The sequence below is a fragment of the Glycomyces sp. MUSA5-2 genome, from assembly GCF_037034145.1.
GTDB classification, from domain to species: domain Bacteria; phylum Actinomycetota; class Actinomycetes; order Mycobacteriales; family Micromonosporaceae; genus Glycomyces; species Glycomyces artemisiae.
The window spans coordinates 547,274-560,744 of record NZ_JBAGKG010000004.1; the positions used below are offsets into that span (position 1 = coordinate 547,274).

A 13,471-nucleotide genomic window follows, 5' to 3' on the forward strand; every position below is an offset into this window, starting at 1 on the left:
GGCGATGGATAACGCTTTCCAGTAGGGTGGGGCGGAAAGGCAAGGACGCCGACGAAGGGACCCCTTCCGTGAATGCCCACTCCCCGATCCTCACGGTCAACGACAACGGAGCCTGGTGCTGGTTCCAGGACGAGCGCGCGCTCGTCGACCCGCAGGCGCAGACCCTCGTGGTCGGCTCGATCGCCGCGGCCGAGGGCCCCGGCGGCGCGGGCCGGTCCGGGAACGTCGAGCTCGCGGTGGTCGACCTGCGGGCCGGGACGAGCGAGGTCGTGGTGCTCCACGAGGTCTTCGAGACCGACGACCACGACGTGCCCGCGCTGTGGCGCCGCGCCGACGGCCGCTGGCTCGCCGTCTACACCAAGCACAAGACCGACGACCGCACCCGCTGGCGCGTCTCCGAGCCGGGCGATCCGACCCGCTGGGGCCCGGAGCGCGAGTTCGACTGGAGCGCTTACACGGGCGGCGCGGGCGTCACGTACTCGAACCTGCGGTCCATGGGCGGTCGCCTGTACTGCTTCGCGCGCGCCGTGAACGACGACCAGTGCGCGCTGGTCTCCGACGACGACGGCGACACGTGGGCCTACGCGGGCAAGCTGTTCACGCGCCCGAAGGTCGGCTACGTCAACGGCTACACGCGGTACGCAGGGGACGGCAAGCGCATCGACCTGGTCACCACCGACCACCACCCCCGGGACTACGACAACTCGATCTACCACGGCTACTTGGAGAACGGGGCCCTGCACCGCAGCGACGGCACGGTCGTCGACGCCGAGGCCGTCTCCGGCGAGGCGCCGTCGCAAGTGGAGCTGACGACCGTCTTGGAGGCCGGATCGCGGTGGGGCGGGGTGCGGATGTCGCACTGCTGGACCACCGACATCCGGCGCGGCGACGACGGCTCGGTCGCCGCGGTGCTCACCGCCCGCGCGGACGACGAGGAGCACCTGGACCGCCACCGGGCCCACCCGGACCTGCGATTCTTCTACGCGCGCATGGCGCCCGGCGGCGAGTGGACCGTCAACGAGTTCGCCAAGGCCGGGGCCGGGCTCATGCCGCACGAGGAGGACTACACGGGCTTGGCCGCGATCGACCCGTACGACCTCGACTCGGTGTACGTCTCGACCACCGTGGACCCGCGGGACGGCGCGTCTTTGGCGTTCCACGAGATCTTCCACGCCCGCACCGCGGACGGCGGCGCCACGTGGACCTGGACGCCGGTCACCGAGGACTCCGAAGTGGACAACCTGCGACCGATCGTCGCCCCCGGCGACCCGTCCCGCACGCCGCTGCTGTGGTTCCGCGGCACGATGACCGCCTCGCAGCACTACGACTGCGAGATCGTCCTGCGCGACATTCCGCGGAGCAGCTAAGCGGCGCTTGGGTTCCCGAGGCCCCGGAAAGAGCGCCGGGGCCTCGGGCTCGTTCAATCACTCACGGGGTGTGGACGTCGGGCCAGGGGTAGGTCGTCACGTCCGAGCCGATGTAGAAGCTCGGGTGCGGCGGCTGGTTGTAGGCGGTGTTCTGCCAGGCGATGGCGACGCGGTACTGCACGTCGTGCATGAGCGTGGCGATCCGCAGGTCCGTCTGGTACGGGGTGGCGTAGATCCGCAGCTTGGTGTTGTCGCTGGTGCGCCACACGACCTCTTCGCGCCAGTCGCCGAACAGGTCGGCAGAGAGGCCCGGCGTGGCCTTCGTGCCGTTGTTCGACGCCACGCCCGAGCCCGAGAGCAGCGTCCCCGACGGGTAGTTGGTGATCGAGGTGCCGTCGAGCAGCTCGCGCTCGCCGTCGCCGTCCCACCAGGACAGGAAGTTGATCGATCCGGGCTTGGTGCCGATGTTCTGGCCCGAGGCGTTGAGCAGTCCATCCACGCTGGAGGACCAGTACTCGGCGCCCGCGTTCGAGGCGAGCACGTTGGCGGCCACGCCGCGGCCGTTGTCGCAGCACGCCGGGGTCTGGAACAGGATGGCCCCGTTGCTCCCGTTCAGGCTGGAGGACGGCTGGCTCGTGCTCTCATGGGGCATGAACACCTCCTGCCCGGCGCGGCTGGGCACGAAGTCGGAGACGTGGAGCGCGTCGCCGTGGCCGAAGCCGGTGCGCCACAGCGCCTGCCCGTTGGAGCCGACCGCCATGGCGCCGTAGACCACGTCCTGGTTCCCGTCGCCGTTGAGGTCGGCGATCGAGAGGCTGTGCGCCCCTTGGCCGGTGTACTGGCTGCCCGCGGAGTTCGAGTCGAAGGTCCAGCGGGTGGTCAGGTCGGTGCCGTTCCAGTCCACGGCCCAGATCACGCTGCGCGTGTAGTAGCCGCGGGCGAAGATCATCGAGGGCGTGGAGCCGTCGAGGTACGCGGTCCCGGCGAGGAAGCGGTCCACGCGGTTGCCGTAGCTGTCGCCCCAGGAGGAGACGGTGCCGCGCGGCGGGTTGTAGTCGATGGTGTCCATCGCGGCGCCGGTCTGGCCGTTGAAGATCGTCAGGTACTCCGGTCCTGAGAGGACGTATCCGGAGGAGTTCCGGTAGTCCGCGCTGGAGGAGCCGATGACCTGGCCGGTGCCGGAGACGGTGGCGTCGGCGGTCTTCATCGCGATCTCCGCGCGGCCGTCCGAGTTGTAGTCGTACACCTGGAACTGCGTGTAGTGCGCGCCGGAGCGGATGTTGCGGCCCAGGTCGATGCGCCACAGGCGGGTGCCGTTGAGCTCGTAGGCGTCGATGATCGTGTTGCCGGTGTACCCGGACTGCGAGTTGTCCTTGGCGTTCGAGGGGTACCACTTGACGACGTACTCGTACTGGCCGTCGCCGTCGAGGTCGCCGACGCTCAAGTCGTTGGCCTCGTAGGTGAACGCCTCACCGGAGGGCGTGGTGCCGCCGCTCGGGCGCTGGAGCGGGAGGTCGAGGTACCCGGAGGAGTTGAAGGTGGCCTCGGCGCTGGAGGCCGCGCCCTCGACGCCGTTGACGACCGGGCGCACGGTGTACGTGCCGGAGGTGCTGTTGTCGAGGTAGTTCGTGGCTCCCGTGAGCGGCGAGGAGTTGAGCTTCGTGCCGTCGCGATAGACGTTGAACGCCACATTGGACGGGTCGGTGCCGAGCAGGCGCCACGACACGAGCCGGCCCGAGCCGGAGGGCACGACGGTAACGCCGCGCGTCAGCTCCTCGACCTCGTACTTGCCGTTCTGCTGCGGCGGGGTGCCGCCGTCGGTGACCTCGACGTAGTCGATGTTCGCGAGCCCGGCGGCGGTGGTGGCCGCGAGGCGCACGGTGTTGTTGCCCGCGTTCACGGGGATGGACACGGTCTTGGTGGACCAGGTGGTCCAGGAGCCGGTGGCGGGGAAAGCGCTCGCGGCCTGGATCGTGGCGCCGTTGACGGCGATGTCGGCCGAGCGGGTGTCGGTGGCGCCGTGGGCGTACCGGATCGCGAGGGACACAGTGCCCGCGCTCGGGGCGTTGACGGTGAACTGGGCCGCGGCCCCGACGGCGTTGCTGGTGTTGCAGAAGCCGCTGCCGGAGAATCCGGCGTTGTTGGAGTCGATCGTCCCGTCGCACGTCGCGGGAGAGGTCTCTGCTTCATAGCGGACCGTGGCGGCGTCGGCGACGCCCCAGACCGCCGTGGCGGTCGCGGCCGCGAGGGCCGCCGCCGTCAGGACCGACAGGCTGCGCAGCCGCCGGTTTCGGGTTGTACGCATGGTTGCTCCGTGTGTGAGAGAGGAGTCCACCGGGGTGCGGCGGAGCGGCGCACCATGGGCATGCCGGGTCGACACGGTGCGCTTCAATTCACGCATTGAAGTGAATCGATTCAATGCCTTCGGGAAGTATAGTCGGAATCCGCTTTCAAAGGCAATGCAATCGATCGAAGTTCGTGAATTTCTTCGGACGGCGGGGCTCGTTCAAGCCCGGTTTACACGCCCGCCCGTACGGTCCGGGCATGAGACGAATTGCGGCGATGCTCGCGGCGGCCGTGCTGGCCGCCGGTTGCACGATCGAGGACGACCCTGACACGACCGAGGAGGCGGGCGGCTGCGACCCGGCGCTGGTGAGCGCGCTGGGGCGGTGGGCCGACGCCGGGTTCAGCGGGGCCGTGGCGATCACCGGGGAGGGCGTGGAGTGCAGGGCGGCGTTCGGGACCGCCGACGGGGCGGCGCCGGTCACCGATGAGACGGTGTTCGCGATCGGGTCGGTGAGCAAGGCGTTCACGGCCGCCGCGGTGCTCGACCTGGCACAGGAGGGGAAGCTATCCCTTGAGGACACGGCCGGGTCGCTGCTGCCGGGCCTGTCGGGCCCGGCCGCCGAGGTGACGGTGGAGCAGCTGCTGCTGCACACGAGCGGCCTCGAAGGCGAGCACGGCCGCGACCACGAGCCGCTCGACCGGGACGCGGCGGTCGCGGCGATCAGCGGCCTCGCGTCGGCGTTCGAGCCGGGGAGCGACTTCCTGTACTCGAACGCCGGGTACTCGCTGCTCGCGCTCATCGTCGACGAGGCGACCGGGGACTACCGGGACCACATGGCGGGCAACGTGCTCGTGCTCGGCGGGGAGCGGTTCGGCGGGTTCTGGGACGGCGAGCCCGCCGCGCCCGGGCCGCGCGCGATCGGGCGGGTCGACGGGGCGCCGTCGACCGCGAACGGGGACTTCGCGGGGCCGTTCTGGGCCATGGAGGGCAACGGCGACCTCGCCATGACCGCCGGGGAACTCGCGGACTGGACGCGGGCCCTGTTCGAGGGCGAGGTGATCGATCCTGAAGCGGTGCAGGCGCTGCTGGACACGACGTTCGACAACGGGGACGGCACCGCCGAGATCCCCGGGTGGGTGTCCGTGGGGCCCGAGCTGCTCGGCACGCCCGTGATCACCGCGTCCGGGGGCGGCGGCGACACCGGGCACAACGCGGTCGCCGCCTGGCTACCGGAGCAGGAAGTGAGCATCGCGGTGGCGTCGAACGGTGAGGACGTGACCGCCGGGGACCTGGTGGACGCGATCGGCCCGGCGCTCGCGGCCGGTGAGCCGATCCCGCTGCCGGAGGGGCACGCGGAGGTCGATCCCGAAGAGCTGCAAGCGAGGGAGGGCACCTATGTGCTCGACTCGGGCGGGTCGTACACGGTGACGGCGGGCGAGGACGGCCTGGAAGCGGCCGCGACGGGCGCCGACGCGGTGGCGGCGATGTTCGCCTCCGCGGACTTCACCGCCGAGGACGTCGCGGCACATGAGGCCCTGGTGGAAGCGCTGCTGGACGGCGAGACCGAGGCCGGGCGCGAGGAGCTGGAGGCCGTCGAGGGCGACGTCGGCGCGATCGAGGAGGTCCGCCTCGCCGGCACGGTCGAGGAGCAGGACGAGCTGCGCACCTACGTGGAACTCGTGACGGCAGAGGAGACCGTGCTCGGCTGGTACGCGCTCGACGAGCGCGGCGGGATCGGCGGCGTCTGGCTCGGGGCCGAGCGGCCGGTGTTTACGCTGGTGCCCACCGGTGAAGGCGAGTACCGCCGCGACCTCGCCGGGGTCGGCGACGGCGTGCGGGTCGTCTTCGACGGCGACGCGATGACGGTGACCGGCCCGGCCGGGACCGCCGCGGCCCGGCGCGAGTGAGAGGAGCGGGCGTGCGCATCCTGCTGGTGGAGGACGACCCGGACCTGGGCCCGGTGCTCGCGCTGGGCCTGCGGAACGAGGCTTACGCCGTGGACCTCGCGGCCACGGTCGCCGCGGCCGAGGAGCTGCTGTGCGCCAACGACTTCGACGTGGCCTGCCTCGACCTGGGGCTGCCGGACGGCGACGGGCTGGCGCTGTTGCGGCGGCTCGGGTCGGAGGCGCACCTGCGCCGCCCGCGGCGCCTCATCGTGCTCACCGCCCGCGACGCCGTGGAGGACCGGGTGGCCGGGCTCGACGCGGGCGCGGACGACTACCTCGTCAAGCCGTTCGAGTTCGCGGAGCTGGCGGCGCGGCTGCGGGCCCTGTCGCGCCGCGCCGACGTCAGGGACGCGGTCCTCGAAGTCGGGGACCTGCGGCTCGACGCCGCCGCGCACCGGGCCTGGCGCGGCGGCGCCGAACTCGAACTGACCGCGAGGGAGTTCTCGATGCTGCGGTACTTCATGCACCGCCCCGGCGAAGTGCTGTCCACTGAGGATCTGCTTGAGCACGTGTGGGACGCGCAGGCCGACCCGTTCACCGCCTCCGTGCGGGTGATCCTCAGCCGCCTGCGCCGCAAGCTCGGCGAGCCGGGCCCGATCAGCACGGTCACCGGCGCGGGCTACCGCCTGGAGGCGCGGTGAACTCGCTGCGGGTCCGCTTGGCGCTCACCGGGTTCCTCGCGATCTACCTCCCGGTGGTCCTGGTCTTCGCGGTCACCTCGATCAACCAGGAGGAGGTGACCGAGACCGGCGCCGACGGCGTGGCGCGCACCGTCACCCGCACCGGCGTCGACCCCACGGCGTGGGCGGTGCTCACCGTGGCGCTGCTGCTGCCGGTCACCGCCGCGCTCGCGTGGTGGTGGTCGGGCCGGGCGGTGCGCCCGTTCGAGCGGGTGCGGGCCGCGGCCGAGCGGATCGGGGCCTCCGACCTCGCGCTGCGCGTGGGGAGCGCGCAGGGGACGGCCGAGGCGCGGGCGCTCGCGGCCGCGTTCGACGCGATGCTGGACCGGCTGGAGCAGTCGGCCCTGGTGCAGCGCAAGCTCGTCGAGGAGGCCAGCCACGAGCTGCGGACGCCGCTCGCAGTGCTCATCACCGGCGCCGACGTGGTCCTGGCGCATCCCGATCCGGACGCCGACCTGTACCGGGAGGGCCTGGAGCGCAGCCGGAACGCGGCGCTGCGGCTGCGCGACGTCGTGGGCGAGCTGCTGGTGGACGCCCGCGGGCGGGCCCGGGTGATCGACCGGCGGCCGGTGGACCTGGCCGCGCTCGCGAGAGAGGTCGCGGCGGAGTTCGCGCGGCCGGTCGAGGTGGCCGGGGCGGCGAGTGCGAAGACCGCGGTGGACGGCCCGAGCGTGCGCCGCGCGGTGGCGAACCTCGTCGGGAACGCCGTCCGCCACGCTCCTGAAGGGACCGCGGTGCGGATCGAGGTCGAGGCGGGCCCGGACGCGGTGGCGCTCACCGTGGTCGACGAGGGCCCGGGGATCGCGGCGGCGGACCGGGAGCGCGTGTTCGAGCGGTTCTGGCGCGGCGGCCGGATCCCGGGGACGGGGCTCGGCCTGCCGATCGCGCGCCAGATCGCGCAGGCGCACGGCGGGGACGTCGCGCTCCTCGACGGCGAGACCGGATGCCGGTTCCGGCTGACGCTGCCGCGCGGGCCCGGCGTGCGGCCGTTACGGCCCGCCGTTGGCCTCGCGCTCCTTCTCCATGTTGGAGATCTGGTTCTCCCCCGCGGCCGTGGAGTTCGCGGTGTACTTCACGGTCTTCATCTTGTCGATGGGGTTCTTCCAGCTGTTCTTCAGCGGGTCGAGGGACTTCGCGAGCGGGGTGTTGGAGAGGCCCCGCAGGTTCTGCGCGCCGTCCATGACCCTGCTCCCGCCGCGCATGAGGCCCGTGGAGATGCCCTTGAGCATCGTGTCGGTGGCACCGTCGAGGGCCTTCTTCAGGCCGGTGGACTGGGTGCCGAACTTGCGGAGCGAGGCGACCCAGCGGCCGAGCTTCGACATGAGCTGGCCGAGCTTGCCGACGAGGTTCGCGAAGACCGACACGGCCTTGGAGACGACGCGGGCGACGGCGGCGGCCGCCGTGGCGCCGAAGGTGAACCCGGCGGTGGCGAGCGCGGAGAGGATCCACAGGATCGCCTCGGCGATGAAGTTGGAGATGATCTCCAGGAACATGGTGCGGAAGATCGCGACGAGGACGCCCGCGCCGGTGATGAGGTTCGCCGTCCACTTCGCGCCGTCGGCGGTCCCGGCGATGACGCCGCCGAACGCGGCCGCGCTCTGGCGGTACGCGTCGGCGTCCTGGCCGTCCCAGTCAGCGGTGGACTGGAGTTCGGCGTTCCAGGCCTCGGAGGCGTCGTGGAGGGCCATGGAGATGTTGTTCCAGGTCATCGCCAGGCCCTCGATGGCGTTGGGGTTGCCCGCCAGCCAGTCGAGGGGTTCGCGCAGGAACGAGATGTGCTCGAACAGCCAGGAGACGCCGGCCTGCACGAGGTGCTTGAAGGGGTTGGAGATGAAGGAGAGCGCGTCGAGGCCGAGGGAGAACGTCGAGGAGGCGATGTCGCCGACGTCGACCTGGCCCTGGGTGATGGCGTTGCCGTACGCCTGCCCGGCCTTGTAGACGCCGTAGAAGATCTTGGAGCTCTGCGGCATCGAGGTGGGGGTCTCGCCCTCGATGAGGGGGTTCGCGGCGTTCACCGGTCGAGCTCCTTCTGGAGGGCGTCGAAGACGGCGGCGACCTCGTCGTCGACGGTCTGGTACTGCTGGGCGGTGGCCTGGAGGGCCGTGGTGAAGCCGGTGCCGAGGTCGTCGATGGAGTCGAGGGTCTCGGACCCGTCGTCGAGGAACAGGTCCAGGGCGGGCGGGATCAGCTGGGCGAAGACGATGCCGTAGGCGTTCTCGTCGCCGAGGCGCACGGTCTTGGCGGCGTCGGCGGCCTGGACCACGAGGGGCATGGGGCCGTTGATGAGCCGCGACGCGTGGTCGCGGAGCGTCTGGGGGTCGACGTGGACCATCTAGGACTCCGTCCGGGGCTGGGTGAAGCCGGTGATGACGCTCATGGCCTCGGAGTCGGCGCCGAGGAGGCCGGACATGATCTCCGCGGTCTTGCGGCCGGACGCTTCGAGGGCCTGGCCGTAGACCTCCAGGACGAGGTCGGCGAGGCCGGTGCCGGAGAGGCCGCGCGCCTGGGGCGAGAAGCGCAGGCCGGTGAGGGTGCCGCCCGCGTTCACGGTGACGGTGACGATCTCGTCCTCGTCGGCCGCGGTGGTCTCGGATTCGGCGAGGAGCGATTCGGCGCGCCCGGCCTGCTCCTGGATGACGGCGACGCGGGACTCCAGCTCCTGCATGATCTCTTCTGGCGTTCGCATTCGTCCTCCTTCCTCGTTGTGCCGTTGGGGCGGATGTCAAGCTAGCCAACGAGAGTGAACCGGAGGTGGCCCCGTGCTGAACGGGTGCGCTCAGTCAGGGCGCACCACGGCCGCAAGGAGTTCGGGGCCGGTGAAGTCGCGGCGGCCCCCGGCCTCGGCGGCGTGGACGAGCGCGGTGAGGCGTTCGTTGACGGGCGCGGCGGTGCCGTGCTCGGCGGCGAGCGCGGCGATCTCGCCGTTGAGGTAGTCGACCTCGGTGGGGCGGCCCGCGGCGAGGTCGTCGGCGGTGGAGGAGCGGGCGTGGGGGTCGACGGCGAGCATCCGGGCGGCGATGCGCGCGAACAGGGCGTCGGGCAGGTCGAGGACGTAGGGGACGAGGCGCGGATCGGCCCCGGCGGTCGTCGCGGGCCTGATGCCGGCGGCCTTGTAAGCGGCGAGGGCCTCGCGCTGGGCGCGGGCGAGGACGCGTCGGTAGGGCCGCTGGGACAGCTCGGTGCGCAGCGGCAGTCCCGAGAGGGCGTTGACGGCGTTGTTGAGGTTGAGGAGGAGCTTCGCGGCCTGGACGCCGAGGAGGTCGTCGTGGAGGGCGAGGGGCATTGCGGCCCTGGCGAAGGCGTCGAGGTGGGGAGCGAGGGCGGGGTGGGCCTGGGCTTCGAGGCCGCCGCCGGTGCCGCGGTGGAAGGCGCCGTCGCCGCGGTGGACCACGTTGAAGGCGACCATGCCCGGGATGACGACCGCCTCGGGGAGTCCACTGCGGAGGGTCGCGGTGTTGCGCAGGCCGTTCTGGAAGGAGACGACGGGCGTGCCGGGCCGCAGGAGCGGCGCGAGCTGGGCGGCGGCGTCGGCGGTGGCGGCGGACTTGACGGCGACCAGCACGAGGTCGGCGTCCGCGGCGGCCGCCGGGTCGGTCTCGTAGCGGGGGTGCGCGACGTGTTCGTCGGCCCCGTCGAGGTCGGTCAGGCGCAGGCCGTGGTCGCGGACCTCGGCGGCGATGCGCTCGCGCCCGACGAACACGACATCGGCCCCGGCCGCGGCGAGCCGCCCGCCGACGTAGCACCCGATGCTCCCGGCCCCGTAGACGCAGATCATCCCCGGATGCTATCGGCGCCGGGCGGTCATTGAGGAGGCGGCCGCGGCCTGCGGGGCATACAGTGGACCGGCCCGTTCCCCTCTTCGCCCCGCTGCTCCCCCAACCGGACCTGCCGTTCCTGTAAGCGGGGTTCATGCACCGTTTCGACCCGCGTTCGACATCCGCCGTTCAAGATGGGGTCATGGGATGACACCCTGCGAGGAGTGGAATCTCCGGGTGCCATACTCCAGGCATCCCCGCAAGTCAGGTGCTGAACAAGGAGCGACCCCGAATGCCAGCAGTCAACCGCAGAACCCTCCTCGGCGCGTCGGCCGCCGGGGCCGCGGCCGCCGTCGCCGCCGCCTCGCCCGCGGCCGCGAAGTCCTCCACGAAGCGCTACTCGTTCACGGTCATGGGCACCACCGACCTTCACGGGAACGTCTTCAACTGGGACTACTTCAAGGACGCCGCGTACACCGACGCCGCCGGGAACACCCGCGGCCTCGCCCGCGTCGCGACCCTCGTCGAGGAGATCCGCGAGGAGGTCGGGAAGCAGAACACGATCCTCATCGACGCGGGCGACACCATCCAGGGCACGCCCCTCGCGTACTACTACGCGCGCGTCGACCCGATCGCCGCCGACGGCGGGCCCGTCCACCCCATGGCCCAGGCCATGAACGCCGTCGACTACGACGCCGCCGCGCTCGGCAACCACGAGTTCAACTACGGCCTCGACACGCTCCGCAAGTTCGAGTCGCAGCTCGACTTCCCGCTCCTGGGCGCCAACGTGATCGACACCGAGACCGGCCGCCCCGCGTTCCCGCCGTACCACATCGTGCGCCTGCGCACGCCCCGCGGCCGCGACGTCAAGGTCGCGATCCTCGGCCTGTGCACCCCCGGCGTGACCATCTGGGACAAGGCCATCGTCGAGGGCGTCCTCGAATTCCCGAGCCTGGAGACCGAGGCCGCGTACTGGGTCAAGCACCTGCGCGAGGAGCAGTGCGTCGACGTCGTCATCGTCTCCGCGCACTCGGGCACCTCCGGGACCTCCGCGTACGACACCTCCACCGGCCTGGGCATCGAGAACGCCTCGAAGATCGTCGCCGAGACCGTCCCCGGCATCGACGCGATCCTGGTGGGCCACGCCCACGTCGAGATCGCCGAGACCCGCGTGGCCGGCCCCGACGGGCGCGAGGTGATCCTCTCCGAGCCGCTCTGCTACGGCCAGCGCCTCACCCGCTTCGACTTCGACCTGGTGTGGGACAAGGGGTCCTGGAAGGTGGAGGCCGCGGGCGCGACGGTCCTCAACTCGAACACGGCCGAGGAGCACCCGGCGATCACCGAGATCCTCACCGCCGAGCACGACGAGGTCGTCGCCTACGTCAACCAGGTCGTCGGCCAGGCGACGATCGACCTCGACACGGCCGAGGCCCGCTACAAGGACGAGCCGATCATCGACCTCATCACGAAGGTCCAGGAGGACGTCGTCAAGGGCGCGCTGGCGGGGACCGAGCACGCGGACCTGCCGGTGGTGTCGCAGGCGTCGCCGTTCTCGCGGACCTCGCTGATCCCGCAGGGCGACGTGAAGATCAAGGACCTGTCGAGCCTGTACATCTACGACAACACGCTGGTGGCGAAGCTGCTGACGGGCGCCGAGATCCGGGACTACCTGGAGTACTCCGCGCAGTACTACGTGCAGACCGCCGCGGGCGGGGCCGTGGACCCGGACGCGATCACGAACGCGGACAACCGGCCCGACTACAACTACGACTACGTCTCGGGCTTCACCTACGAGATCGACATCGCCAAGCCCGCCGGGTCGCGGATCGCGAACCTGAAGCACGCGGGCGCGGACGTGGACGACGCGCAGCAGTTCGTGTTCGCGGTGAACAACTACCGCGCGAACGGCGGCGGGAACTTCCCGCACGTGGCCGCGGCCGAGGAGATCTGGAGCGAGTCGATCGAGATCCGCACCCGGATCATCGAGTGGGTGACCGCCAAGGGCGCCCTGGACCCGGCCGAGTTCGCGTCGGTGGACTGGGTGCTGACCCGCGACGGGGTCCCGGTCTTCTGACCACCGACCGAATAGGATATATCCTATATCCTATAGGATTACGGGCGCCGCGGCCGATTGCCGCGGCGCCCTTTCACGTTCGGGGCGGACGTGGCAGTATTGCGTCCACCAGGCGAACTGACCGCCCGGCTAGCAGACGAGAACCCAATACGCCAGGAGCGCACATGGACTTCCGGGAAGAGGCCGCCGCCATCGAGGGCGAGCTGATCGCGCTGCGGCGCGAACTCCACCAGATCCCCGAGATCGGACTCGACCTGCCCAAGACGCAGGCGGCCGTGCTCGCCGCCCTGGAGGGCCTGCCCCTCGAAATCACGCTCGGCGAGTCGTCGACCGCGGTGACCGCGGTGCTGCGCGGCGGGAAGCCGGGCCCGGCGGTGCTGCTGCGCGGCGACATGGACGCGCTGCCGGTGACCGAGGAGAACCCCGCCGAGTGGGTGTCGAAGCACGTCGGGACCATGCACGCGTGCGGGCACGACCTGCACACGGCCGGGCTCGTGGGCGCCGCGAAGCTCTTGTCCGCGCACCAGGCCGAGCTGGCCGGGGACGTGGTGTTCATGTTCCAGCCGGGCGAGGAGGGCTGGGACGGCGCCGGGCACATGATCGCCGAAGGCGTGCTGGAGGCGGCGGGCCGGAAGGTCGACGCGGCGTACGGGCTCCACGTCATCTCCGACACGGTGCCGCGCGGGGTGTTCACCACGAAGCCGGGGCCGATGATGGCCGCGTCCTCCGGGCTGTTCGTGAACGTGATCGGCAAGGGCGGCCACGGGTCGCGCCCGAACACGACGCTCGACCCGATCCCGGTGGCCGCCGAGATCATCACGGCGCTCCAGGCGCTGGTGACGCGCCGGTTCAACGTGTGGGACCCGATCGTGATCACCGTGGGGACGTTCAACGCCGGGACCCGGCACAACATCATCCCCGACAACGCGAAGTTCGCGGCGACGGTGCGCACGTTCTCGGAGGAGGCGCTCGCGCAGGTCGAGAAGGAGTCGGTGAAGCTCGCCGAGGACATCGCGACCGCGCACGGGCTCACCGCCGACGTGCGGTTCGAGCGCGAGTACCCGGCGACGGTCAACAACGCGGACGAGGCGGCGTTCGTCGCCGAGACCGCGAAGGACCTGTTCGGCGAGGACCGGTACGTGGAGATGCCCGACCCGGTCATGGGCTCGGAGGACTTCTCGCGCGTGCTGGAGGCGGTGCCGGGGAGCTACATGTTCTACGGCGCCACCGTGAAGGAGGACCCGGCCGACGCGGCGTCGAACCACTCGCCGCGCGCGGCGTTCGACGACTCGGTGCTGGCCGACGGCGCGGCGCTCCTCGCGGAGCTGGCCGTGCGCCGCATGAAGCGCGGTTAGCGAGACG

Annotated in this window: 10 protein-coding genes and 1 pseudogene; 6 read left to right on the top strand and 5 right to left on the bottom strand. The window is 71.4% G+C overall.

Annotated features, from left to right (window positions below):
* The first annotated feature begins 68 nt into the window (after positions 1–68).
* A complete protein-coding gene (locus WA640_RS16160; protein WP_335988920.1) occupies positions 69–1,367 on the top strand; it encodes a BNR-4 repeat-containing protein in 1,299 nt (432 codons plus the stop codon).
* Positions 1,368–1,428: 61 nt separating this feature from the next.
* On the opposite strand, the gene WA640_RS16165 is transcribed toward WA640_RS16160, so the two are convergent.
* Positions 1,429–3,672 carry a rhamnogalacturonan lyase family protein gene (locus WA640_RS16165; protein ID WP_335988922.1) on the bottom strand — a complete coding sequence of 748 codons (2,244 nt, stop codon included), beginning with the start codon at positions 3,670–3,672 and terminating at the stop codon, positions 1,429–1,431.
* Between the two features lie 239 nt (positions 3,673–3,911).
* Between WA640_RS16165 and WA640_RS16170 the strand changes: the two genes are divergently transcribed.
* The 3 genes and pseudogenes from WA640_RS16170 to WA640_RS28875 all read left to right on the top strand — a co-directional run.
* Positions 3,912–5,561 (top strand): serine hydrolase domain-containing protein, encoded by a 1,650-nt coding sequence (locus WA640_RS16170; RefSeq protein WP_335988923.1) that lies wholly within the window; start codon positions 3,912–3,914, stop codon positions 5,559–5,561.
* 11 nt (positions 5,562–5,572) lie between these two features.
* On the top strand, positions 5,573–6,241 hold the full coding sequence (locus tag WA640_RS16175) for a response regulator transcription factor (RefSeq protein WP_335988924.1): 669 nt from the start codon (positions 5,573–5,575) through the stop codon (positions 6,239–6,241).
* 251 nt (positions 6,242–6,492) lie between these two features.
* Positions 6,493–7,191: pseudogene (locus WA640_RS28875) on the top strand (sensor histidine kinase); the annotation flags it as partial.
* A gap of 78 nt (positions 7,192–7,269) precedes the next feature.
* On the opposite strand, the gene WA640_RS16185 reads toward WA640_RS28875, so the two are convergent.
* The 4 genes from WA640_RS16185 to WA640_RS16200 all read right to left on the bottom strand — a co-directional run bounded on the left by WA640_RS16185 (position 7,270) and on the right by WA640_RS16200 (position 10,055).
* Positions 7,270–8,295, bottom strand: a complete 1,026-nt coding sequence (locus tag WA640_RS16185) for a WXG100-like domain-containing protein (protein ID WP_335988926.1) — start codon at positions 8,293–8,295, stop codon at positions 7,270–7,272.
* Positions 8,292–8,612, bottom strand: coding sequence for a type VII secretion target (locus WA640_RS16190; protein ID WP_335988927.1), 321 nt, complete (start codon positions 8,610–8,612; stop codon positions 8,292–8,294). The genes WA640_RS16185 and WA640_RS16190 overlap by 4 nt, the downstream gene beginning before the upstream one ends.
* On the bottom strand, positions 8,613–8,966 hold the full coding sequence (locus tag WA640_RS16195; protein ID WP_335988928.1) for a YbaB/EbfC family nucleoid-associated protein: 354 nt from the start codon (positions 8,964–8,966) through the stop codon (positions 8,613–8,615). It abuts the gene before it with no gap.
* 90 nt (positions 8,967–9,056) lie between these two features.
* Positions 9,057–10,055, bottom strand: coding sequence for a 2-dehydropantoate 2-reductase (locus tag WA640_RS16200; protein WP_335988930.1), 999 nt, complete (start codon positions 10,053–10,055; stop codon positions 9,057–9,059).
* Positions 10,056–10,327: 272 nt separating this feature from the next.
* On the opposite strand from WA640_RS16200, the gene WA640_RS16205 reads away from it, so the two are divergent.
* Both WA640_RS16205 and WA640_RS16210 read left to right on the top strand, forming a co-directional pair.
* A complete protein-coding gene (locus WA640_RS16205) occupies positions 10,328–12,109 on the top strand; it encodes a bifunctional metallophosphatase/5'-nucleotidase (RefSeq protein ID WP_335988931.1) in 1,782 nt (593 codons plus the stop codon).
* Between the two features lie 164 nt (positions 12,110–12,273).
* On the top strand, positions 12,274–13,464 hold the full coding sequence (locus WA640_RS16210; RefSeq protein WP_335988932.1) for a M20 metallopeptidase family protein: 1,191 nt from the start codon (positions 12,274–12,276) through the stop codon (positions 13,462–13,464).
* Positions 13,465–13,471: the final 7 nt, after the last annotated feature.